Source organism: Klebsiella sp. (assembly GCF_027492335.1).
GTDB lineage: Bacteria > Pseudomonadota > Gammaproteobacteria > Enterobacterales > Enterobacteriaceae > Klebsiella > Klebsiella huaxiensis.
The window spans coordinates 31,799-55,947 of sequence record NZ_JAPUEW010000053.1; the positions used below are offsets into that span (position 1 = coordinate 31,799).

Genomic DNA, 24,149 nt, shown 5'->3' on the forward strand with positions numbered 1-24,149 from the left:
ATGCTTGTCTATTGGCTGGATATTATTGGCACCGCCGTGTTCGCTATCTCTGGCGTCCTGCTGGCTGGAAAGCTGCGCATGGACCCTTTCGGCGTACTGGTATTAGGTGTAGTCACCGCGGTGGGCGGCGGGACCATTCGCGATATGGCTCTAGCTAACGGCCCGGTATTTTGGGTGAAAGATCCTACCGACCTGGTGGTGGCGATGGTGACCAGCATGCTCACTATCCTGCTGGTGCGTCAGCCACGTCGGTTACCCAAATGGGTGCTGCCGGTACTGGACGCCGTCGGTCTGGCGGTATTTGTCGGTATTGGGGTGAATAAAGCGTTTCTTGCCCATAGCGGGCCGCTGGTCGCCGTCTGTATGGGCGTTGTCACCGGCGTTGGTGGGGGAATTATCCGCGATGTGCTGGCGCGCGAAATACCGATGATCCTGCGCACGGAAATCTACGCAACGGCCTGCATTGTCGGCGGTATTGTGCACGCGACGGCGTATTATACTTTCCACGTTCCGTTAGAAAATGCAGCAATGATAGGGATGGTCGTCACGCTGGTGATTCGCCTGGCGGCAATTCGCTGGCACCTGAAGCTGCCAACATTTGCGCTTGATGAGAACGGGCGGTAATAAAAGCAAAACGGTAACCTTAACGTTACCGTTTTTAGTGTTTGCTCCCTCTCCCTGTGAAAGAGGGCTGGGGTGAGGGCACCCGGCCGCACTATCTTTAGACGCTGAACGAGGACCCGCAGCCACAGGTGCTTTTCGCGTTCGGGTTGGTCACGATAAAGCGTGAACCTTCCAGGCCTTCAGTATAATCGACAGCCCCGCCGACCAGATACTGCAGGCTCATTGGGTCAACCACCAGGCCGACACCCTGCTTCTCGATAGTCATGTCCCCATCGTTTACCTGATCGTCAAAAGTAAAACCGTACTGGAAACCGCTGCAGCCACCGCCGGTGATATATACACGCAGTTTCAGGTTCGGATTATCTTCATCCGCAATCAGGTCTTTTACTTTAATCGCTGCAGCTTCGGTAAATTCCAGCGGCAACGCTACGTCATCACTCATTTTATGCTCCCATTGATACTTCTGACCGGTTAAAGAATAACCCGACCTTTTGAGCCATTATCCAATACCCGAGTAAATCGTTCAAGTATTCTCCCCGCCAACCGGCTGTGCCTTTGCCGCCCGCTCGGCTTCCTGTTTCGCCAGGGTGCGCTGCAGGATTGTCGAGTATAAAGGCTTGCCGCCAAGGAATTGTGCTAATAGTGTTGCGCCCAGGCAGGTAATAATCATTGGCAAAATGAGCTGATAGTTATCGGTCATCTCCAGCACCAGCACGATGCCGGTCAACGGCGCACGAACCGAGGCGGCGAGGAGTGCGCCCATACCAGCAATGGCAAACGTCCCTGCATCCAGATGATACGCCGGAAACAGCGGCGTTGCCGCCATGCCGAAGGCCGTTCCCAGCAATGTTCCCAGCGCCAGCATCGGTGCGAAGATACCGCCGGGCGCGCCGGAAGAGAAGCAGAGTAGCGTGGTAATCACCCGAGCGATAAAAATAAACAGTAGCAGGCCAACGGAAAAGTTGCCCGCAGCAGCGATGGGAATCAGGTTAAATCCACCACCCGCCGCCGTTGGCTGAATCAGCCCAAGCACGCCGCAGCTGCCGCCGATTAATCCGCCAATCAACACCCACTTTTTGATATTTCCACCATGAATACGCTGGAACATATCCTGGGTACGCAACACCAAAGTGTTAAATAGCGGGCCGATACAGCCAAAAATCATCCCCAGCACCAAATATAACCACAGCGTGTTAACCGGCGCATTGCTCAGCTTGCCAACCTCGATAACCGCATGATCGCCATTAAAAATACGAAAGACAATCGTCGACATAATCACGCCGGTAAACACGGCTTTAATGGAGATCAGGTTGTAGCGAAACTGCGGACGCATCTCTTCAATAATAAACAAGATACCGGCGAGCGGCGCGTTAAACGCGGCGGAAAGTCCTGCGGCTGCACCGGTTGCCAGTAGCGTATGGCGCGCTTCCGGACTGCGCAGGCGGAACACATCCACCACCATGCGTCCAAGGTTGCCCCCAAGCTGCACCATCGGCCCTTCACGCCCCAGCACCATGCCAGCTCCCAGCGTCCCCATCCCGCCGATAAACTTCACTGGCAGCACGCGCCACCAGCGCACGGGGCGCAGCTCTTCTAATGCGCCTTCTATTTCCGGGATCCCCGAGCCGCCCGCTTCCGGCGCAAAACGACGCACGAGGAAATAGCCCACCATCGCCAGCAGCGCAGAGCAAATAAAAGCCAGCGGCCAGACCAAAAACCAGTGGTCCGCCACCGCAACCAGCGCGCCAATGCGCAGGTTTTGTACCCAGTTGACGCTTTTCTCAAACGCGACGCCTACCAGCCCTGCCAGCGTCCCGACAACGGCCGCCATCAATAAGACCGCCAGCGGCGTTTTATCACGCTGAATCAACCGACGCACGGCATCACCGCGGCGAACACGTACGAACTGATGTGCTGAAGAAGAGGGATTTTCTGCTTTCATGCCATTATCAATTATTGGTAATACAAATGGAAAGATGGGCATTCTAGCCAACCGGACAGGCCCCGTCGTCAAAAAAAATGCGCCGTGACTACATTGTTTCAATTGGGCAAAACTTTCATAACCTTCCTGGAATAACTTAGAATAGCCGACAAAACATTTTTCACGAACCAGGAACCCGGCAATGAGCAAATCTGAAAACCTGTATAACGCTGCGCGTGAACTTATCCCCGGCGGCGTGAACTCTCCGGTACGTGCCTTCACCGGCGTGGGTGGCACACCGCTGTTTATTGAGCGCGCCGACGGCGCATACCTCTACGACGTCGATGGTAAAGCGTATATCGATTATGTTGGTTCCTGGGGCCCAATGGTGCTCGGCCACAATCACCCGGCAATCCGCAACGCGGTGATTGAAGCAGCGGAACGCGGCCTGAGTTTCGGCGCGCCGACGGAAATGGAAGTCAAAATGGCGGCGCTGGTCACTGAACTGGTCCCGACCATGGATATGGTCCGCATGGTGAACTCCGGTACCGAAGCGACCATGAGCGCCATTCGCCTGGCGCGCGGCTTTACCGGTCGCGACAAAATCATCAAATTCGAAGGCTGCTACCACGGCCACGCCGACTGCCTGCTGGTTAAAGCCGGTTCAGGCGCGCTGACTCTCGGCCAGCCGAACTCTCCTGGCGTCCCGGCTGATTTCGCCAAACACACCCTGACCTGCACCTATAACGATCTCGCATCTGTGCGCGCCGCGTTCGAACAGTATCCGCAGGATATCGCCTGCATCATCGTTGAGCCGGTCGCCGGTAACATGAACTGCATTCCGCCGCAGCCTGAATTCCTGCCTGGCCTGCGCGCGCTGTGCGATGAGTTCGGCGCACTGCTGATTATCGATGAAGTGATGACCGGCTTCCGCGTGGCGTTGGCCGGCGCGCAGGATTACTACGATGTGGTACCGGATCTGACCTGCCTGGGCAAAATCATCGGCGGCGGCATGCCGGTTGGCGCGTTCGGCGGCCGTCGCGAAGTAATGGATGCGCTCGCCCCGACCGGCCCGGTTTACCAGGCGGGGACGCTCTCCGGTAATCCGATCGCCATGGCGGCGGGCTTCGCCTGCTTAACCGAAGTGGCGCAGCCTGGCGTGCATGAAACCCTGACCGACCTGACCAATCAGCTGGCTCAGGGTCTGCTGGACGCCGCTCGCGATACCGGTATTCCGCTGGTGGTGAATAACGTCGGCGGCATGTTCGGTATTTTCTTTACCGATGCGCCAACCGTGACCTGTTATCAGGATGTGGTGAAGTGCGACGTGGAGCGCTTTAAGCGCTTCTTCCACCTGATGCTGGAGGAAGGCATTTACCTGGCGCCATCAGCGTTTGAAGCGGGTTTTATGTCTGTCGCCCACAGTGAAGAAGATATCGATAACACCATCGCCGCAGCGCGTAACGCCTTCGCGAAGCTGTAACCCTGATTGCCGGGACTGCCCAGTCCCGGCAATGCCTCTGCCATCTTGAAGCAAACCTCAGTTTGCGTGGGTTCACGCATAACAATCTGCAAGCGCGATCGCTTCGAAAGATCAGACGGCCTATCAAATTGCTGACAAAGTTCGTCTTGTGGAATTGCCCGGTGGCGGCTAGCGCCTTACCGGGCCTACGATTCGTTTATAACCTTATGATACTGATGGTTTTGTAGGTCGGGTAAGGCGTCAGCCGCCACCCGACAAGAATACGGCACCTTATCTAAACCACGTTTGTCGGTTGTTGATCAGATGGCATCGCGATGCCGAAAAGTTACCGGCTCTGCTTTCTTAACAGATAGATAAAATACGGTGCGCCGATAAAGGTCGACAGCAGTCCCGCCGGGATTTGGTAAGGGAACATCATCATCCGGCCACACCAGTCGGCGAACACTAGCAGCACCCCACCAATCAGCCCGGACATCACCATATGCGGCATCGTACGTCGAAACCCCATCATGCGAGCAATATGCGGTGCCATTAGCCCCACAAAGCTCAATGGACCAATGGTTAACGTCGCGGTGGCGGTCAGACATGCTGCCAGCAGCAGTAGCCCAATACGCGACGGCGTCAGCGCCATCCCGACCGCTCTCGCCGCTTCGCCGCCCAACGGCAGAATCGTTAGCCAACGGCGACATAGCGGGGCCAGCGCCAGCAGGATCAGCATCACCATGCCGCTACGCACGACTAACTCTGGCGTCGCACTGTAGGTTGAACCGGAAATCCACGTCAGGATCTGCGCCATTCGCGGATCGCCGCTGGCCTGCAGCATCATCAGCAACATGGTAAACGCGGTGCTCAGCGCCATCCCCGCCAGCAGCATACGATGCGGCGAGAACCCGCCGCGTCCGGCAGCAATCAAGATAACCAGCAGCGTCGCTGCGGCCCCAAGACTACCAGCAGGCAACAGCCAGCCAAACGCATTGCCCGGCACAAAAAACAGCATCACCACCACGCCGAACGCCGCGCCGGAGCTGATCCCAAGAACTTCCGGACTGGCCATCGGATTACCGGTCAGACGTTGAATGATGCAGCCCGCCACCGCCAGCATCATTCCAGCAAACAGCGCCGCCAGAATACGTGGCCAGCGCCAGGGCATCAGTTGATCCAGTAACGTACTGCTGGCCCAGTGCCAGCCCTGCGCGTCGCGACCAAAAGCCAGCGCAACGATAATGGCCAGCAGCAAAATCACCAGGCCGCCCAGCGCAAACCACAGCACATTTTGCCTTTCAGCCAATACCTTATCGCCACCGTTCATCACCGGTGCGCTAATACTACGCAGGCGAGGCAGCAGCCATAGCAGCAGCGGTGCACCAATCAGCGCAGTCACCGAGCCAGTGGAAATTTCCATCCATATCCGGGTCAGCCAGAGAATAACCTGATCGGAAATCCACAGCAGCAGCGCGCCAATCAACGCTGCCAGCAGCAAGCGCGATAACAGACGACGAGCGCCCAGCATCTTCGCCAGCAGCGGCGCAAACAGCCCGATAAAGCCGATAATTCCTACCGCATTGACCAACAGCGCGCTAATGATAATCGCCAGTGTCAACGCCCCCAGCCGCGCCAGCGAGAGCGCCAGTCCGAGGTTGCGCGCCACGCCGTCATCCAGCCCCATCAAGGTCAGCGGACGTAGCAGCAGCAGGGTCAAAATCGCCCCACCGAGCAACTGCGGCCACAGCCGCTGCACCACGCTCCAGTCGGTCTGCGTCAGGGTACCAGTGCTCCACAGGAACATACTTTGCAGCTGATCGTGATGGAAAATCGCCATCAGCTGGTTGAGCGCGCCGCAGTAGAGACTGACCACCAGCCCTGCCAGAATCAGCGTTACCGGCGAAAGGCGTTTGCCCCAGGAGACGCCAAATACCAGCGCACCGACCAGACACGCCCCGGCCAGTGCGGCAAACTGCGAAGCCAACACGCCAGGGATCGCCCACAGCGTGGTGACCGTCATCCCTAGCTGCGCGCCGGTCGCGACGCCAAGCGTTGTCGGCTCCGCCAGCGGATTACGCAGCACCTGCTGAAACAGCACGCCCACCAGCCCCAGCCCGGCACCGACCAGCAGCGATATCGCCAGCCGCGGCAGCAGGCTGTAGTGAAACAGCATCTGGGAAATATTATCGATATCCGGCAGCCAGAGCGCCTGCCCCCACTCGTTTCGCGGCAGCGCCACGCTGAGGTTGAACAGCGTTAGCGTAAAAGCGGCGATCAGCAAAACAGAGAGCAACAATACCGCCAACGGAGAAATTCGCTGCCTCATGCCGGGACTCCCTGCGCATCGACCAGCACGCGAGCAAAATACATCGCCGATAGCGTCGCGCCATAGAACCATACCGCAGGGACGCGCTGAAAACGCCCAGAGCGAACAAAAGGCATCGCTCGCCATAGCGGCGTCGCCATTAGTTGCGCCATTTCCCGCTCGTTACCATGATCGAAACAGAGGACATCGGCATCTTTATAGGCCGCCAGCCGGTCGATCCCGACAGTGACGCTGCCCCAAAAGGTGGTTTCACCCTGCCAGGCGTTTTTGATATCAAAGCGATCGAGCACTTCCTGGAACAGGCAGTTTTGCGCAAAGACTAGCACGTGACGGGTATCAAGCAGGGTAATCATCAGCAGAGGGCGATCGCCACGCCGGGCAAAGCGCGGCCGCAGGCTTTCCATCAGCGCGTCAAACTCCGCCAGATGGCGCTTCGCCTCCTGTTGCTTGCCAATCAGTTCAGCCATTTCATTGAGCGACTGTTGCGCCATCATCAGCGGACGCTTGCCGTCGCTGAAAGTGAATCCTCGCCCGGGCGCAATGCGCGCCAGCTTTTCCGACGAGGGGCCGTATCCTGCCGACCAGACCAGAAACGACGGCTTCATTTGGGTCAACAGCTCCAGATTCGGCTCGGTGCGCAGTCCAACATCAATTACCGATGGCGGCAGCTCAGGTTCGTTAACCCATAGCCTGTAGTTCGGGATATCGGCGACACCATACGGCGTGACGCCCAGCGCCAGCAGCAGCTCGACCGGCAGCCACTCCAGAGCGACAATACGCTGCGGGTCAACTTCCGCCGCCCGCGCGCCACGCATCTGCCACAGCAGCGGCGAGAGCGCCATCGCGGTCAGCAGACGCCGCCGCGTAATTAGATTCAGTTTTTCCATTAATAGACAAAACTTACCGGCGCAGCGCCAGCCGGATGCGGCAGGATCCCCATCGGGATACCGTAAATTTGTTCAAGGGTTTCACTACGCATCAGTTCCGCAGGCGTTCCCTGAGCAATCATTTCACCACCGCGCAGGGCCACCAGATAGTCGCAGTAACGGGCAGCCATATTGATATCATGCAGGACGGCAATAACCGTCAGCCCGCGCTGCTGGCTAAGACGGTGAACCAGTGCCAGAACATCCACCTGGTGGGCAATATCCAGCGCCGAGGTCGGCTCGTCGAGCAGCAAGCAGCGGCTATCCTGGGCTACCAGCATGGCAATCCACGCGCGCTGACGTTCGCCGCCGGAGAGGCTATCCACCAGCCGATGGGCCAATGGTTTCAGGCCAACCAGCGCAATCGCCTCTTCGACCTTTTCCCGATCCGCCGCGCCAAAACGCCCCAGCGCCCCGTGCCACGGATAGCGGCCGATAGCCACCAGTTCGCGCACCGTCATGCCTTCCGCTGGCGGTAATTGCTGCGGCAGATAGGCCACTTTGCGAGCAAATGCTTTGCTGCTCCAGCTATCGAGCGGCTGGCCGTCAAGCAGAACATCGCCTTCCGAGGGCGGCTGATGGCGACCCAGCATTTTTAGCAGTGTCGATTTGCCGGAGCCGTTATGGCCAATCAGGCCAGTCACTTTTCCCGCAGGGAAGGTTAATGAGAGAGGATGCAATAGCGTGCGACCGGGCACGCGGAAGGTCACGCGGTCCAGCGAAAACGTAGTATCAGAGTGCGGAGTGTTTTCCTGCATAACGGGACCCGGTAAGAGGCGCGGCGAACCGCGCCCATTAAGTGGTTAGAAACGGAAAGTTGCGGTCGCCACGACCTGACGCTCTGCGCCCCAGAAGCAGCCATAAGTATTGAAGCAGCTTGCAACGTACTCACGATCGAACAGGTTGTTCACGTGAAGCGCCACGTTAGAACCAGCCATGCCCACGCGAGCCAAGTCGTAACGGACTAATGCATCCACAACCGTGTAGCTACCCACCTTGAAGGAGTTCGCAGGATCGCCGTAGCTGGAACCTGTAAAACGAGCACCAGTCCCCAACGTCAGGCCAGACAGCGGACCGTTAAATAAAGTGTAATCGCCCCACAGTGATGCCATGTGTTTTGGCACCTGTGCTGGCGTGTTGCCTTTGTAGTTAGTATCCGTGGTGTATTCAGCATCGGTATAAGTGTATGAACCAACCACATTGACGCTGGCAGAGAGTGCCGCTTTCGCTTCAATTTCCACACCGCGCGAGCGAATCTCACCGCCTTCAACTGAGAAGAATGAGCCAGCCGGATCGGCCATCAGGTTGTTGGTTTTGGTCAACTGATAGACGGCGCCAGTAATCACGATAGGACGATCGTTCGGTACGTATTTCACGCCAGCTTCGTACTGTTTACCTTTAGACGGAGCGAAAATATTGCCAGTAGCCCCTGTCTGCGAAGCCGGTTCGAACGATTCACTGTAGCTGAAATATGGCGTTACACCATTATCGAACAGGTAGTTAACACCACCGCGCCAGGTGAACTGCTTATCATCACGGTTAGCAGTAGTACCATAAACGCGATTCAGAGAGTCCTGCTTCGCCCAGTCATAACGGCCACCCAAGGTAACCAGCACTTTATTCCACTGCGCCTGATCCTGCACATACAAGCCAGTTTGTTTTTGCTTATTCAGGACTTGATACGGGCCAGTAATGACCGGAACTTTAGAGTTGAAATCAAAATCAGTAGATACAGGATTGTAAAGGTCAAGCAACGGAACAGAGTCGTCATAACCAAACCAAGAGTTGATATCATTGCGCATGCGCATAAAGTCAACGCCAGTCAGCAATATGTGATCGATCGAGCCTGTTGCAAAGCTACTCTGCAACTGAGTATCCACGGTGAAGTTTTGCAACTTTTCATCATCAATGACGTATTTACGCGCCAGATAACGCCCCTTATCCTCAGGCGCTAACGCTGCGCACTGCTTACTATCCTTGTTCGCTGGATCAGAACATACCCCGTAGCCATACACACTGTTTTGTGAGGTCTTGTTCTCAGCATAACGCAGGTTCTGACGCACGGTGAAAGTGTCATTAAATTCGTGGTCGAAGCTGTAGCCAACCATTTTCTCGTTACGAGAGTAGGTATTGTTGTTAGCGCCTTCGTTGAAATCGGTTGGGAGACGTTTACCGTTCGGTAACGGCGTCACCGTTCCCTCTTTTGGCAACCAGCCGTAGTAGCCAGTCTCCGGCTCATTCTGGAAGTAGGAGAGGAACGTAAAGTTGGTTTTATCATCCGGACGCCAGCTGAATGATGGTGCAATGGCATAACGCTGTTCTTCTGCTCCCTTCTGCTGTGCGTTCGCTGAACGCGCCAGACCGGTAAGGCGATAGGAATAAACGCCGTCATCATCGATGGCATCACTGAAGTCAAAACCGGTCTGCCATAGGCTATCGGTGCCCATTTTAAACTGAACTTCTTTTAGCGGCTCCGTAGTGGGACGTTTGCTGACCATATTCAGCAAACCACCCGGGCTGCTCTTTCCGTAAAGAACTGAGATCGGGCCACGCATGACTTCTGCACGCTCCAACATATACGGGTCGACCACCGCATCGTTGTAGAAGTTACCCTGCATCTTCAAGCCATTTAGAAAGTTATTCTGGCTTTGGCCATCAGCGGCGAATCCGCGGATGATCAGATAATCGTAAGTATTTGAAGCACCACGCGTGCCCACCGCAACACCAGGCGTATAGCTCAACGCTTCTTTAACTGATTTCGGCTGGTGGAGAGCCATCTCCTCAGCGGTCACCACGGATATAGACTGTGGTACCTTTTGAATAGGGGTATCCGTTTTAGTCCCCGTGGCGGATTGTCTCGCCGCGATGGTCGCCGCAGGTCCCCAAGCGCTCTCCTGCGGAGCTGGAGCTGCAGTTACGGTAATCGTTTCTTCTTTCGGTTCAACTGCCGCCTGTGCATAGACAGACATGCCGCTAACCGCCGTGGCTACTACGACTGCGATTTTACGCAGCGAGTGGTTTGGCTGAGCAGTTTTTGGACGCGCCATGGGTATATCTCTAATAGAAGTGAATGATAACGTAAACGAGAATTATTATTATAACGGATGACATAATAGGCGAAACGATTGAGGCAAGGCAAGAAATATGCCCCTCATGAGATATCAAAGGCTGAATTAATAACCAGACGGTAATTGTGGAGTTAAACAGCTGTTAAGTTTTTTACAGATATAAAAAAGCCCTCTAATACTGAGGTATTAGAGGGCCTATTTATATTGCAGTAACCTATCCGCAAAATCATTCAAGGAAGAAGCGGATAATTACTTGCTGCCGAACATATCCTTAATCCAGCCCGCGACGCCATCACTACTTTCCTGCTTCGGCGGTTGCTGCTGCTGATTTTGCTGCTGTTGCGGCTGCTGCCCGGACTGATTGAACGGGTTATTCGCCTGCTGCTGTTCGAGCTGCTGCTGTTGCATCTGCTCGCCCTGCTGGCACAGCGCATCCGGCGTGGTCGTCCATACCGGAAGGGAACGCATTCCGCCGCCGCAGACGAAGTTGCCGCTGCCATCGACACCCATATCCACCACGTCTTCCGGCGCGGTTAGCACCAGAGGCGTCGGGGTCTGGTTAGCCAGATAACGCTGATAAATCGACATCGCACCGCTGGCACCATATAGCTTGGTCGGCTGGTTATTATCGCGACCCACCCAGGTAATCGTCACCTGACCACCGTCAATACCGGCAAACCAGGTATCAACATTGTTGTTGGTAGTCCCGGTTTTACCCGCCAGATGCAGACCCGGATACTTCGCGCCCAGCTGGCGGCCGGTACCGCGCTGCACCACTTGCTGCATGGTCCAGAGCGTCATATAGGCTGCCTGTGCCGGAACCGCGCGTTCGGCCTGCGGATAGCTCTGATACAGCACGGTACCATCTTCGGCAATAACCGAACGCAACGCTGACAGCTGCGCGCGATTACCGCCACTAGCAATGGTCTGGAACGCCTGAGCCACTTCAATCGGCGTCAGGTTCAGCGCCCCCAGCAGCATAGCCGGAACTGCATTAAGCTGATTCTTCGGTGCGCCCAGTTTAGTCCAGGTATCGACCACTGCCGGTAAGCCCAGCGCCATCCCGAGGTTCACCGTCGGCACGTTCATTGAACGCGTCAGGGCGTCAACCAGCATCACTTTACCGCTATCGCTGTAGCGACGATCGTCGTTCTGCGGCGACCACGTCTGTCCGTTGGACAAACGAATTGCGATTGGCGCATCGGCAATCCAGGTGTTGAGTCGATACTGATTCGGCTGGCTCAGTGCGGTCAAATAGGTCGCCGGTTTTGCCAGAGAACCAATCGAACGACGTGCCTGCATCGCACGGTTATAACCGGCAAACTGCGGCTCCGCCCCGCCGACCATCGCCCGCACCTCACCGGTGAAGCGATCGACGACGACCATTGCGGTTTCCAGATCCGGCAGCTTACGCTGTTTCTTCAGCGCCGGGATGCCCTCTGTCGCCGCTTTTTCCGCTGCATCCTGCGCAACCGAGTCGAAGGTGGTAAAGATCTTCACGCCGGAGAGATCTTTCACTTTATCGCCCAGCTTCGCCTGCAGCTCCTGACGCACCATCTGCATAAACGCAGGCTGCGGCGAGATAACCCCGCCACGCGGCTGCACGCCCAATGGACGCGCGCTCAGCATGTCATACAGCTCCTGATCGATAATCTGCTGCTGTTGCAGGAGACGCAGCACGAGGTTGCGTCGCTCCAGCGCCAGCTTCGGGTTTCGCCATGGGTTATAGACCGACGCACCTTTAACCATCCCTACCAGCAGCGCCTGCTGATCGAGGCTCAGCTCTTCTACCGGGCGGCCAAAGTAATACAGGCTCGCCAGCGGGAAGCCGCGGATTTCGTTATCGCCGCTCTGACCGAGGTACACCTCGTTCATATACAGCTCAAGGATACGATCCTTGCTGTAGCGGGCATCAACGATCAACGCCATATAGGCTTCATTAATTTTACGCCAGTATGATCGTTCGCTGGAGAGGAACAGGTTCTTCACCAGCTGCTGGGTCAGCGTACTCGCCCCTTGCACCGTACGACCGGCGGTCAGGTTAGCCAGCACCGCACGGCCAATCGAGTAGAGGCTGATACCATCGTGCTCGTAGAAATGACGGTCTTCCGTCGCCAGCAGCGTATCGACCAGCAGATCCGGGAAGCCGTTACGCTTCACGAACAGGCGCTGTTCGCCGTTGGCCGACTGCAGCATGGTAATCAGACGCGGATCGAGCCGGAAGAAACCGAACTGGCGGTTGTTATCCATATTCTCGATGGTATCCAGGCGGTCACCGTCAAAGCTCAGACGCGCGCGCACCTGTCCTTCTTTACTGTCCGGGAAATCGAACGGACGGCGGATCATCTCGATGCTGTTGGCCTGCACGGTGTATTCGCCCGGGCGCGTCATCGCGCTCACCTGACGATACTGCGTGGCGTTAAGCAGCCGCACCATTTCGTTTTTGCTGATCTGCATATCCGGTTCAAGGTTAACCATCCGGCCATATACCGCGGCAGGCAGATCCCAGACTTTACCGTCAATGCGGCTGCGGATTTTCTGGTCGAGATAGACGCCATAGGCGGCAATCAAAACCGCACAGACGACGCCAATCTTAATCAGCAGCCACAGCCAGGTGCGTTTACGACGAGGGGGCTTACCGCCTTTGCCTTTTGCTTTCCGCGGCATCGGTTTTTCGTCCTCATAGTCATCATCATCGTAATCGTCGTCGTAGTCCTCTTCCCGAACCCGACGACGAGTTACCTTTTGTTTTGCCGGGCGTGAGGGTCTCCCCTTACGTCCGATCGGCTCGCGGTCATCTCCCGCCATGCTTTTTCTCCGCAACTTACAGGCGTAAAGGCCTGATTCTCAATGTTTCCCCCGACAGGAGGAAGAAGAAATCTCTCAAATTGACGCCTGAATGTCTTCGTTTTCAGACGACCATTTGTGGGCTACGCGACGCGTTATCATGTCGCACGCATGATTTTCACTTTAAAAATTCACCATATAAATCACATTGTTACACGCTTCATTGGCAGAATAGTTCGGGACACAGCATTTATTGTCCAGGAGACACAGGATAGCACTAAACCGCGACATTCTTAACCAGCATTTTACATGCTCACCGGGTAACAAAAGGGAAATTATTATGTTTTTTAATAACATAAAAATGTGCGTCCGTATCCTTCTGCTGGCCGCCAAAAGAAACCAAAATAGAGACGCCGGAAAATGTTATTTCCGCCGGAAAAGAGGAATCACGCAGATGAAAGAAAAAGAATTTTAAAAGACCGCAATGATAAAAACGAGAGCCGCTTAACATTTATACCCGTCATACTTCAAGTTGCTTATGTGTTGGCTATGCTCATTCCCCCTAGTCACATAGTTATCTATGCTCCTGGGAACTCACTCCCTTGCCGCCTTTAAGCAACTCGAATTATTTAGGGTATATAATTTGGCAGATTTTGTGATGACTCCATACAAATATTTGTTAAACTGTCAGCCAATTAATTTTTCCCGATTAATATATTATGCGCAATTTCGTTATATTTCCGCTTATCGCGATCGCCCTGCTCTCAGGCTGTCAGCAAAATCGTACAACAACCCTGAGTCCTGCCGTTAGCAGTCAGGCCCAGCTTGAACAGCTTGCCGCCGTTGCCGCCGGGGCGCGCTATCTGAAGAATAAATGCAACCGCAGCGATCTCCCCACCGATGACGCAATTAACCGTGCGGCAATAAACACAGGTAAAAAACGCGGATGGGCAAATATTGATGAAAATACGCTAAGCCAGCGCAGCGCGCAGCTATATCAACAGCTTCAGCAGGACAGTACGCCGGAAGCCACAAAATGCAGCCAGTTTAATCGCCAGTTAGCACCATTTATTGATAGTCTGCGCGGCAAATAAATATACCCGTCATACTACACGTTGCAGATGTGTTGGCTACGTTCACTCACCCCAGTCACTTACTTTAGTAAGCTCCAGGGGATTCACTCTCTTGCCGCCTTCCTGCAACGCGTATTATTTAGGGTATAGTTTTTTATTTCGCTCACGACATTTTTATTCCCCCTGCGGACTATCTTCAATCGTTCCCCCCGGCCAGTCATCCAGCGCTGCCAGGGTAAACGTCTTACCGTTAAAGCTAAACACGGTGACATCCTGTTGAATCTGCTCGATAACCAGGTTCGGCAGCGGCGAATCGCCCTCTTTCCATGATTGTCCGTTCAATACAATGCTGCGCTTCTCCACCAGCGAGGCGTAGACGTGCGCGCTATAGCGTAAAGGCGGCAGATTATCTTCATCAACCTCAGTTTCCGCCTCGGTCTGTATTTCTGCCTCAGCTTTAACCGGCACCGCCGTTTTTTTTACCACTGATTGAGCGGGAGGCTGATTGAGCGGCACCAGCGCCGCATGGGCTACCGACTGCGTCATCAACTGCGGCTCAGGTTTGTTGCGCCATTGCTCACCGCCAAACCAGCCCAGCGCAATCAACAATGCGGCATACAGTGGCACGGTTACATACGGGATTTGCACCATTCTCCCGATCACCACCGGGGGCTCATCAGGTTGAGGAAACGGCTCTTGCTGGCGAACAAGCACTGGCTTTCTCCTTAATAAAGAAACGCCATCCCGGCCTGCGGCTTTACACCGCAGACCGGGAGGTTCAGGACTAACTTAATTTACTTACTGCTCACCGGCAGGCCAGCGCCCTGGGCATCGCCTTGCGGCAGTTCCAGCACCGCAACGGACCAGGCTGGCAGCGTGACGGTACCGTCAGCAGCAATCAGTACGCCGCTTGCCAGCGAGTTTTCACCCGCCGCCTGCTGGATAGCGCTCAACTGCAGCGTTTCCCCGGCAAAATCATTCAGCGTCCGGCTTTCCGGTCCGGCGTTAATCGCCACCACCAGCCCGTCAAGGCGGCTATCCAGGCTCGCGCCCGCTTTCACGCCGTCATCCACGGTCATAATCAGCAAACCTGCCTGCTGATCAGAACCGGTATTGCGGAAATCAACGCGCTTCATCACCGTGCTACCGTCGCCCAACGTGAACAGCGGCGAGGATTTACGCAGTTCGGTCAGCTCCTGGTAGAACGCGGTCATCTGCTTCAGCTCAGTTTCGCCCGGCGTGGCAACCATATCTTTAACGCGAGAAATCACGTCATAGTTGCTGCCGTCATCGCTGCTGCGCGGCATCCCGACGTTGTAGTTGTTATCCTGCATAGAATAATCAACGCGGTTGAACCAGTCGCCGGAGTCGTAGGAGTCGCGGGTGAAGGATTTTGAGCGCAACAGTTCAGAGCCCTGCTGGTCGAACGCAATCCCCTGCCCCAGCATCACCGTCGCCAGCGAAACGGCCTGCATGCGCACGCGGGTCGCCAGGTCAGCTTCCTGGGACGCTTTATAGCTGATCATATCCCACAGGGTCTGGTTGTCGTGCTTCGAAACATAGTTGACGACTTCCGTCGGGTCTGCGGCATAACCGCCAGGCGCGCCGTTATAGTCAATTTCGCTGCCTTTCTTCACCGCACCGTCTTTATCAATCATCACAAAATCGGCAAGGTTACCGGCCATTCCCAGACGGGTCAGGTCGGCCAGGTGACGAACCTGATCATCGCTCAGGCTGGTAATTTCGTTTGGTAATACGCCCGCGCCGCTGCCAACGCCCTGGTTCTGGCGCAGCGCATCGCCGGAGTCGAACGGCCCGCCGCCGCGTACGGAGTCGCGCAGGCGATCGGAGAACGTACCAATACCGGTGCCTTTCAGGTTGATCTGCGAAGCAATTTCAAAACGATCGCTCTGGTTAGAGTCCCAGCCTTCGCCGAAGAAGTAGATATCCGGGTTCAGGGCCTTAATGCGATCCCACGCCGAGAGAATTTGCGCTTTCGGGTGATAACCCATCAGGTCAAAGCGGAAGCCATCGATTTTATAATCGGTGGTCCACACCGCCAGCGAGTCGGCGATAAGCTTGGCGAACATCCGATGCTCCGGCGCGGAGTCTGAACAGCAGGTAGCGGATTCGACGCTGCCGGTGGTTTCATTCAGGCGCTGATAGTACCAGGGCACAATTTTATCCAGCACCGAGGTGCGATCGGTCGGCCCAGCGGCATTGGTGTGGTTGTACACCACATCCATAATGACGTTCATGCCCAGATCCTGCTTGATCGCCTGAATCATGGTGCGGAACTCTTTGATACGTGCCGTACCTTCCGGATCAGTCGCGTAAGATCCTTCCGGAACCGTGTAATGGAACGGATCGTAACCCCAGTTATAGGAGTCAGTCTGCGCCACCAGCGTATTCAGCGCCTGCACCTGCGGGTTATCCTGACTATCGCTCTGCTTAAGCTGATTCAGCACCTCTTCCACCGTGGAGCCGCTGTCGCAGTACCCGGCAAATTCGCTGCTTTTCACCGCGCTGTTCACTTCACACAGGCGGCTGAATGGCTGCTGAATGTCAGCAACTTTATCGCTGAACTCGTTCACCGTCGCCAGATCGAAGACCGGCAGCAGCTCAATGTGCGTCACACCTGAAGCCGAAAGCTTCTTCAGATGCTGCACCATATTGCTGTCACCGGCGGTCAGCGCGAGGTATTTACCGCGCAGTTCGGCCGGGACGGTCTGATCCCAGGCGGAGAGATCGCGAATATGCGATTCATGGATCGTCATCTTCGCTAAATCCGCTTTCGTCTTCTGCGCATGCGGCATGGTCAGGCTGTCCCAACCGTCAGGCTTGAGCGCGCTATCGTTGAGGTCAACAACCTGGCTGTACTCCGAGTTAGTCGACAGGCTGTGCGCGTACGGATCGGTAACTTCGTACTGTTCAACCTTACGCGATTGCGGATGATAAACCGTCATCGCATAGCGGTAGAATGCGCCTTTCAGATCGCTGCCGCCCTGCCAGGACCATGCGCCAGAAGCGCTGTCGCGGGTCATCGGATGGCTACCGGTTACTTTCTTATCCGCGCTGTACACCACCACATCCACCTGCTGAGCGGTCGGCGCCCAGACGCGGAAGTTCACGCCGCCGTCGGTCAGCTGCGCGCCGTAATTCAGCGCTTCCGCCGCTTCAGCATAGGTGTCATCCAGTACGCCTGCCGTCTGCACCTGGGTAGCGGAAATCAGGATCCCGTCCTCTTCGGCAGCAATGGCAACCGTTTCGCCCTGCAGCAGTTCGTCAACGTTGGCGTTTTCCGGCAGCTTAAAGGCCGCATAGCTGGAAAGATGCGGGAAGCGCATGCTGACCTGCTGGCTAACGGTGGTCGGCGTCAGTTTCAGATAGCGGTCGGTAAATTTACCTTCGCTATCGGCCGCCACTTTACTGCTGTGGCTGTAGTAGAGGCGCACGAGGGGTTTATCCTGCCCGCCCGGCCACAACAACGTGTTTTTATCGACCCAGTGGGCTTCGGCCAGCGCCACGCCAAACGCGGCGCGGAAGGCATCGGCGCGGGAATCGTAGACCGCGCTGTTACCAGCGATAACGGAAACCGTGCGATCGGTAAAGTCGCCAAACGACACCTTGAGATCGCTATCGATCAGCTTATTGGTGCCATCGCGAACAATCACGTTAATGCAGCCGCTCTCCTTATTGAGCGGAACCACCCAGTACGGGCCATATTTGTCGCTGCCCGTCGGCGTGGTGCTGACATCGTTCCAGTCAGCCACCGGCGAACTCAGCGCGTCACAGGTTTCGTTATTCCACAGATAGAGGTTTTTACTGCTGTAGTCCGCCGCGCTGTTGCTGGTGATCCCGGCAATATCCACCAGATGGATAACCGCCTGGTTTTCTACCGCCGTGACCGCTTCGCCGGGCACCGCAACGTCAGGTAAACGTACAACGACATCCTGATTATCAGGCGTGTCAGGATTTCCAGAGGAAGAAGAAGAGGATCCGTTATCGCAGCCGCTAAGCAAAACCAGCGATCCCAGAACCAGGGCATTACGGGTATATCTGAGCATTCGATAGTCCCTATACATGCTGATTAAATTATATGAAGTGGTATATACACGAAACTATTCCTGGCGTACTTAAGCACCATGAAAAAATGACGAGCATATCTTTAAAGCGTCGATAATTAGATATTCTTGCTCTCTTCGGTTCAATCATCCATTCACTCATCCCCTGGGGGCGTAGGCGGCCGGGGGAGAAAAAATAAAAAGGGAATGACGACCACAATAGCGAAACTCATTATGATTCGCAGCGACCTACGCAGATTCCCGCAATAAGCACGCTCAAAATAAAAAATGTCCCACCAATATCGGTAGGGCAGTACCTTTTGTTGAGGGAAAATAGAATGAGCAAAGGAATAAAAATGCATAATTCCGTGATGAGATTAACAATATCAAATAAAAAAATAATTAATTACGCGCCTCATATTGTGACGTCCATCATATTATTTTTCACCTGTCAGCAGCTTGCACAATTAACCTGGAAAATAATTTTCCCGGTAAACTTTACGGACACCGCATCGACCAATATCAACCTGACGACACCTCCAGATATTCCATCTAAAGCGGAGCTTCCGCGCTTTACGTTGTTTGGCATCGCGGAGAAGACCGCCGCGCCCGCAAGCGTTAATGACCTTCAGCAGGCCCCCATTTCAGCTTTAAAACTGCGCGTGACCGGCCTGCTCGCCAGCACCGACCCAGCCCGCGCCATTGCTATTATGATGAAGGGCAATCAACAGGTTAGCCTCGGCGTTGGCGATAACACGCCGGGTGGAGAGGCCAAAATCGTCGCTATCTTTCCCGACCGACTGATCGTCAATTATCGCGGCAGCAATGAGGCCATCCCGTTGTTTAACGACCAACCTACTGGCGCAAAAAATAGCGCGATGACCCCAACCCAACAATTGGCTCAGGAACTGCGCAAGCAACCACAAAATATTCTTCACTACCTCAATATTTCGCCGGTGATGACCAATGACAAACTTAGCGGATATCGCCTAAACCCTGGCAAAGACCCGGCATTATTTCGCGAGGCCGGTCTCCAGGAAAACGACTTAGCTATTGCCCTGAACGGCCTGGATTTACGCGACAGAGAACAGGCCCAGCAGGCGTTAACTCAGCTTCCGGAATTAAGTGAAATAACCCTTACCGTTGAACGCGATGGCCAGAAACACGATATTTACCTGGCCCTGAGGGACGAATAATTGAACATCACTACCGTTATCCGCCCATTTTTCCTGGCGCTACTTATATTCTCATCCCTGTTATTCAGACCGGCTGGCGCGGAAGAATTCTCTGCCAGCTTTAAGGGAACCGATATTCAGGAATTTATCAATACAGTGAGTAAAAACCTGAATAAAACGGTCATTATCGACCCCAGCGTGCGCGGCACCATTACCGTGCGCAGCTACGATATGCTCAATGAAGAGCAATATTATCAATTCTTCCTCAGCGTCCTCGATGTGTATGGCTTCGCCGTGATTAATATGAATAACGGCGTGCTGAAAGTGGTGCGTTCGAAGGATGCGAAAACCGCCGCAGTGCCGGTGGCAAGCGATGCCGCACCGGGTATCGGCGACGAAGTCGTCACCCGGGTGGTACCGCTGACCAACGTCGCCGCCCGCGATTTAGCACCACTGCTGCGCCAGCTCAACGATAACGCCGGGGCGGGCAGCGTGGTGCATTACGAACCCTCCAACGTCCTGTTGATGACCGGCCGCGCGGCGGTGATCAAGCGCCTGTTGACCATCGTCGAACGCGTCGATAACGCCGGAGACCGCAGCGTGGTGACCGTTCCCCTCTCCTGGGCCTCCGCCGCCGATGTGGTCAAGCTGGTGACTGAACTCAACAAAGACACCAGCAAATCGGCACTGCCCGGTTCGATGGTCGCCAACGTAGTAGCGGATGAACGCACCAACGCGGTATTGGTGAGCGGCGAACCCAACTCCCGCCAGCGGATCATCGCCATGATCAAGCAACTTGACCGCCAACAGGCGACGCAGGGCAATACCAAAGTCATCTACCTGAAATACGCCAAAGCGTCCGATCTGGTGGAAGTGCTGACCGGCATCAGCAGCACGATTCAGAGTGAAAAGCAGGCCGCGAAGCCGGTGGCGGCGCTGGATAAAAACATCATTATCAAAGCCCACGGTCAGACTAACGCCCTGATTGTCACCGCAGCGCCAGACGTGATGAACGACCTTGAGCGGGTGATCGCCCAGCTTGATATCCGCCGCCCGCAGGTGCTGGTGGAGGCAATTATCGCTGAAGTGCAGGATGCCGACGGTCTTAACCTTGGTATCCAGTGGGCCAATAAAAATGCCGGGATGACTCAGTTTACCAATAGCGGCCTGCCGATATCCACAGCGATTGCCGGAGCCAATCAGTACAACAAAGATGGCACCCTCACCAGTTCGCTGGCCAGCGCCCTGGGTTCCTTCAACGGCATTGCCGCCGGATTCTATCAGGGCAACTGGGCGATGCTGCTGACCGCCCTCTCCAGCAGCACCAAGAACGATATTCTGGCCACACCGAGCATCGTCACTCTCGACAACATGGAAGCCACCTTTAACGTCGGCCAGGAAGTCCCGGTGCTAACCGGCTCGCAAACCACTTCCGGCGACAACATTTTTAACACCGTCGAGCGCAAAACCGTCGGCATCAAGCTGAAGGTCAAGCCGCAAATCAACGAAGGTGATTCGGTACTGCTGGAGATCGAACAAGAGGTTTCCAGCGTGGCGGATGCCGCTTCCAGCACCAGCTCAGATCTTGGCGCGACCTTCAACACCCGCACGGTGAATAACGCGGTGCTGGTCGGTAGCGGTGAAACGGTGGTGGTCGGCGGCCTGCTGGATAAAAGCGTCACCGACACCGCCGATAAAGTCCCGTTACTCGGCGATATTCCGGTGATTGGCGCGCTGTTCCGCTCCACCAGCAAAAAGGTCTCCAAGCGCAACCTGATGCTGTTTATTCGCCCGACGGTGATCCGCGACCGCGACGAGTACCGCCAGGCATCATCCGGCCAGTACACCGCCTTTAACGACGCCCAGACCAAACAGCGTGGCAAGGAGAGCAACGACGCGATGCTGAGTAACGATCTACTGGAGATCTATCCGCGCCAGGACACCGCCGCATTCCGTCAGGTGAGCGCCGCTATCGACGCGTTCAATCTGGGAGGGAATCTATGAAGCCCGCCGCCGAACGCCGTCCGCTGCTGCCTTTCAGCTACGCCCGCACGCATAACGTGATGCTGTTGAGCAACGGCGAAAGCTGCGAGGTTTTCTGCCTCGCCGCCACCGCGCCGCAGGCGCTGCTGGAAGCCCGACGAGTCGCCGCGATGCCGTTTAGCCTCGAGAGCCTGGAGGAAGAGGCGTTCGAAAAACTGTTGGTGCTGAGCTATCAGCGCGATTCCGCTGAGGCGCGACGGATGATGGCCGATATCGGCAACGAGCTGGATTTATACACCCTTGCCGAAGAGTTGCCGGACACCGACGACCTGCTGGATAGCGAAGACGACGCGCCGATTATTCGCCTGATCAACGCCATGCTCACCGAGGCCATCAAAGAGAAAGCCTCGGATATTCATATTGAAACCTATGAACGCCATCTGCAAATTCGCTTTCGCGTCGACGGCGTCCTGCGCGAAATCCTGCGCCCCCAGCGCCGCCTCGCCGCGCTGCTGATCTCGCGCATTAAGGTGATGGCGAGCCTCGATATCGCCGAAAAACGCATACCTCAGGACGGACGCATGGCGCTGCGTATCGGCGGACGGGCCGTCGACGTGCGCGTCTCTACGCTGCCTTCAAGCTATGGCGAGCGCGTGGTGCTGCGCCTGCTCGACAAGAACAGCGTTAATCTCGATCTGCTGACCCTTGGGATGTCGCCCACCCTGCTTCAGCAGGTGGATGGGCTGATCGCTCGCCCGCATGGCATTGTGCTGGTCACCGGGCCGACCGGCTCCGGTAAAAGCACCACCCTTTACGCCGCGTTAAGCCGCCTCGATGCCCGTGAGCGTAACATCATGACCATTGAAGACCCTATCGAATACGAGCTGGAGGGCATCGGTCAGACCCAGGTTAACAGTAAAGTCGATATGACCTTTGCCCGCGGGCTGCGCGCCATCTTGCGCCAGGATCCCGACGTGGTGCTGGTGGGTGAAATCCGCGATGGCGAAACGGCGCAAATTGCCGTCCAGGCCTCGCTAACCGGGCATCTGGTGCTCTCGACACTGCACACCAACAGCGCGCTGGGCGCTATCTCGCGCTTACAGGATATGGGCGTGGAGCCTTTTCTGCTCTCCACCTCGCTGCTGGCGGTGATGTCGCAGCGGCTGGTGCGCCGACTGTGCCCGCATTGCCGCCAGCAGGAACCGGCGAATGTCGACACCGCTCGTCAAATGAATATCGCCCCCGGCACGGCACTTTGGCGGCCTCAGGGCTGCGCCGAGTGCGGTTTTACCGGCTATCGCGGGCGTACCGGCATTCATGAACTGCTGCTGGTGGACGATCGCGTGCGTATGGCTATCCACCGTGGTGAAAACGAGGTCACGCTGATCCAACAGCTGGGGGCGGACTATATGACCCTGCGCCACTCCGGGCGGGAAAAAGCGCTGGCGGGGATCACCAGTTGGCAAGAGGTACTCAGAGTCACCGAGCAGCAGACTACGGAGGCCTCCTGAGATGGCACTTTTTCGCTACCAGGCCCTCGATGAAAACGGCAAAACCCGGCACGGCGTCCAACAGGCTGACTCCGCCCGCCACGCGCGCCAGCTGCTGCGGGAACAGGGCTGGCTGGCACTGGAAGTTGACCCGACAACCAACAGCAGCAGCGGACGTCCACGCTTTATCCGCCGCACGAGCGCAAGCGATCTCGCCCTGCTGACCCGCCAACTGGCAACCCTGGTCGCCGCCGCTATCCCGCTGGAAAAAGCGCTCGACGCGGTGGCCCAGCAGTGTGAGAAATCACAGCTGAAAACGATTGTCGCCGGGGTGCGCGGAAAAGTACTGGAAGGCCATTCCCTGGCGGAAGCCATGCGCGGCTATCCTGGCTGTTTCGACGCGCTTTACTGCGCGATGGTCGCCGCCGGGGAAGCCTCGGGCCACCTCGACGGCGTGCTGAACCGGCTGGCGGACTACACCGAACAGCGCCAGCAGCTTCGCGCCCGGCTGCTGCAGGCGATGATTTACCCCATCGTGCTGACTTTTGTTGCCGTCAGCGTGATTGTGATTCTGCTTTCAACGGTAGTGCCAAAGGTCGTCGACCAGTTTATTCACCTCAAACAAGCACTGCCGTTTTCCACTCGCCTGCTGATGGCGATGAGCGACCTGGTGCGTACCGCCGGGCCGTGGCTGCTGCTGGTCATCATGCTGGTCATTCTGCTGCTGCGCTACCTGCTGCGTCAGCCTGCAAAGCGACTGGCCTGGCATAAGCAGCTACTGCGTCTGCCGCTGATTGGTCGGGTCGCGCGCAGCGTCAACAGCGCCCGCTACGCCCGCACGCTGAGCATTCTTAACGCCAGCGCCGTGCCGCTGCTGCTGGCGATGCGCATCAGCGCGGAAGTGTTAAGCAATGCCTGGGCGAAGCGCCAGCTGGAAGCCGCCAGCGACGCGGTTCGCGAAGGGGTCAGCCTGCACCGCGCTCTTGAGATGACCCAGCTTTTCCCGCCGATGATGCGCTACATGGTCGCCAGCGGCGAACAGAGCGGCGAGCTCAACGGCATGCTGGAACGCGCGGCGGATAATCAGGACCGGGAGCTGAGCGCGCAAATTCAGCTGGCCCTCAGCCTGTTTGAACCCTTGTTAGTGGTGGCGATGGCCGGAATGGTGCTGTTTATCGTCCTCGCCATCCTACAACCGATACTGCAACTCAATACCCTGATGAGTATGTAATTGTTCTAATGGAGAA

16 protein-coding genes are annotated in these 24,149 nt (G+C 56.1%); 7 read left to right on the top strand and 9 right to left on the bottom strand.

From position 1 onward, the window contains the following. Complete coding sequence (locus tag QVF11_RS16705; protein WP_142512272.1) at positions 1–624, top strand: TRIC cation channel family protein; 624 nt, start codon at positions 1–3, stop codon at positions 622–624. Between the two features lie 97 nt (positions 625–721). On the opposite strand, the gene erpA is transcribed toward QVF11_RS16705, so the two are convergent. Both erpA and clcA read right to left on the bottom strand, forming a co-directional pair. Continuing rightward, a complete protein-coding gene (gene erpA / locus QVF11_RS16710) occupies positions 722–1,066 on the bottom strand; it encodes an iron-sulfur cluster insertion protein ErpA (protein ID WP_110272482.1) in 345 nt (114 codons plus the stop codon). Positions 1,067–1,147: 81 nt separating this feature from the next. Continuing rightward, positions 1,148–2,566 (bottom strand): H(+)/Cl(-) exchange transporter ClcA, encoded by a 1,419-nt coding sequence (gene clcA, locus QVF11_RS16715; RefSeq protein WP_112215820.1) that lies wholly within the window; start codon positions 2,564–2,566, stop codon positions 1,148–1,150. A 181-nt stretch (positions 2,567–2,747) separates the two neighbouring features. On the opposite strand from clcA, the gene hemL reads away from it, so the two are divergent. Then, complete coding sequence (gene hemL / locus QVF11_RS16720; RefSeq protein ID WP_112215819.1) at positions 2,748–4,028, top strand: glutamate-1-semialdehyde 2,1-aminomutase; 1,281 nt, start codon at positions 2,748–2,750, stop codon at positions 4,026–4,028. A gap of 325 nt (positions 4,029–4,353) precedes the next feature. On the opposite strand, the gene fhuB is transcribed toward hemL, so the two are convergent. The 5 genes from fhuB to mrcB form a co-directional block, all read right to left on the bottom strand. Beyond that, a complete protein-coding gene (gene fhuB, locus QVF11_RS16725; protein WP_287858320.1) occupies positions 4,354–6,336 on the bottom strand; it encodes a Fe(3+)-hydroxamate ABC transporter permease FhuB in 1,983 nt (660 codons plus the stop codon). After that, positions 6,333–7,223, bottom strand: a complete 891-nt coding sequence (gene fhuD, locus QVF11_RS16730) for a Fe(3+)-hydroxamate ABC transporter substrate-binding protein FhuD (RefSeq protein ID WP_287858322.1) — start codon at positions 7,221–7,223, stop codon at positions 6,333–6,335. Before fhuD ends, fhuB begins: the two co-directional genes overlap by 4 nt. Then, positions 7,223–8,020, bottom strand: coding sequence for a Fe3+-hydroxamate ABC transporter ATP-binding protein FhuC (gene fhuC / locus QVF11_RS16735; protein WP_112215816.1), 798 nt, complete (start codon positions 8,018–8,020; stop codon positions 7,223–7,225). Before fhuC ends, fhuD begins: the two co-directional genes overlap by 1 nt. 45 nt (positions 8,021–8,065) lie before the next feature. Next, positions 8,066–10,309 (bottom strand): ferrichrome porin FhuA, encoded by a 2,244-nt coding sequence (fhuA, locus tag QVF11_RS16740; protein WP_287858323.1) that lies wholly within the window; start codon positions 10,307–10,309, stop codon positions 8,066–8,068. Between the two features lie 270 nt (positions 10,310–10,579). Continuing rightward, a complete protein-coding gene (gene mrcB / locus QVF11_RS16745) occupies positions 10,580–13,138 on the bottom strand; it encodes a bifunctional glycosyl transferase/transpeptidase (RefSeq protein WP_287858324.1) in 2,559 nt (852 codons plus the stop codon). A gap of 698 nt (positions 13,139–13,836) precedes the next feature. Here mrcB and pulS point away from each other — a divergent pair. Then, positions 13,837–14,211, top strand: a complete 375-nt coding sequence (pulS, locus tag QVF11_RS16750) for a GspS family T2SS pilot lipoprotein variant PulS (protein WP_142512278.1) — start codon at positions 13,837–13,839, stop codon at positions 14,209–14,211. A gap of 153 nt (positions 14,212–14,364) precedes the next feature. On the opposite strand, the gene gspB is transcribed toward pulS, so the two are convergent. Next, positions 14,365–14,904 (bottom strand): type II secretion system assembly factor GspB, encoded by a 540-nt coding sequence (gene gspB, locus QVF11_RS16755; protein WP_287858325.1) that lies wholly within the window; start codon positions 14,902–14,904, stop codon positions 14,365–14,367. Between the two features lie 80 nt (positions 14,905–14,984). Next, positions 14,985–18,257, bottom strand: coding sequence for a pullulanase-type alpha-1,6-glucosidase (gene pulA / locus QVF11_RS16760; protein WP_287858326.1), 3,273 nt, complete (start codon positions 18,255–18,257; stop codon positions 14,985–14,987). A gap of 353 nt (positions 18,258–18,610) precedes the next feature. Here pulA and gspC point away from each other — a divergent pair, with 353 nt between their 5' ends. The 4 genes from gspC to gspF are packed head-to-tail and all read left to right on the top strand — an operon-like array spanning position 18,611 to position 24,133. Beyond that, on the top strand, positions 18,611–19,450 hold the full coding sequence (gene gspC / locus QVF11_RS16765) for a type II secretion system protein GspC (protein WP_287858327.1): 840 nt from the start codon (positions 18,611–18,613) through the stop codon (positions 19,448–19,450). Then, positions 19,451–21,433, top strand: coding sequence for a GspD family T2SS secretin variant PulD (gene pulD / locus QVF11_RS16770; RefSeq protein ID WP_181483523.1), 1,983 nt, complete (start codon positions 19,451–19,453; stop codon positions 21,431–21,433). Continuing rightward, complete coding sequence (gspE, locus tag QVF11_RS16775; protein WP_112215808.1) at positions 21,430–22,923, top strand: type II secretion system ATPase GspE; 1,494 nt, start codon at positions 21,430–21,432, stop codon at positions 22,921–22,923. Before pulD ends, gspE begins: the two co-directional genes overlap by 4 nt. Position 22,924: 1 nt before the next feature. Further along, complete coding sequence (gene gspF / locus QVF11_RS16780; RefSeq protein ID WP_287858328.1) at positions 22,925–24,133, top strand: type II secretion system inner membrane protein GspF; 1,209 nt, start codon at positions 22,925–22,927, stop codon at positions 24,131–24,133. The last annotated feature ends 16 nt before the right edge of the window (positions 24,134–24,149 follow it).

Bases quoted from the DNA above. Each gene is read 5' to 3' on its own strand.
- QVF11_RS16705 (WP_142512272.1), top strand. From the start codon at position 1: ATGCTTGTCTATTGGCTGGATATTATTGGCACCGCCGTGTTCGCTATC.
- erpA (WP_110272482.1), bottom strand. From the start codon at position 1,066: ATGAGTGATGACGTAGCGTTGCCGCTGGAATTTACCGAAGCTGCAGCG.
- clcA (WP_112215820.1), bottom strand. From the start codon at position 2,566: ATGAAAGCAGAAAATCCCTCTTCTTCAGCACATCAGTTCGTACGTGTT.
- hemL (WP_112215819.1), top strand. From the start codon at position 2,748: ATGAGCAAATCTGAAAACCTGTATAACGCTGCGCGTGAACTTATCCCC.
- fhuB (WP_287858320.1), bottom strand. From the start codon at position 6,336: ATGAGGCAGCGAATTTCTCCGTTGGCGGTATTGTTGCTCTCTGTTTTG.
- fhuD (WP_287858322.1), bottom strand. From the start codon at position 7,223: ATGGAAAAACTGAATCTAATTACGCGGCGGCGTCTGCTGACCGCGATG.
- fhuC (WP_112215816.1), bottom strand. From the start codon at position 8,020: ATGCAGGAAAACACTCCGCACTCTGATACTACGTTTTCGCTGGACCGC.
- fhuA (WP_287858323.1), bottom strand. From the start codon at position 10,309: ATGGCGCGTCCAAAAACTGCTCAGCCAAACCACTCGCTGCGTAAAATC.
- mrcB (WP_287858324.1), bottom strand. From the start codon at position 13,138: ATGGCGGGAGATGACCGCGAGCCGATCGGACGTAAGGGGAGACCCTCA.
- pulS (WP_142512278.1), top strand. From the start codon at position 13,837: ATGCGCAATTTCGTTATATTTCCGCTTATCGCGATCGCCCTGCTCTCA.
- pulA (WP_287858326.1), bottom strand. From the start codon at position 18,257: ATGCTCAGATATACCCGTAATGCCCTGGTTCTGGGATCGCTGGTTTTG.
- gspC (WP_287858327.1), top strand. From the start codon at position 18,611: ATGCATAATTCCGTGATGAGATTAACAATATCAAATAAAAAAATAATT.
- gspE (WP_112215808.1), top strand. From the start codon at position 21,430: ATGAAGCCCGCCGCCGAACGCCGTCCGCTGCTGCCTTTCAGCTACGCC.
- gspF (WP_287858328.1), top strand. From the start codon at position 22,925: ATGGCACTTTTTCGCTACCAGGCCCTCGATGAAAACGGCAAAACCCGG.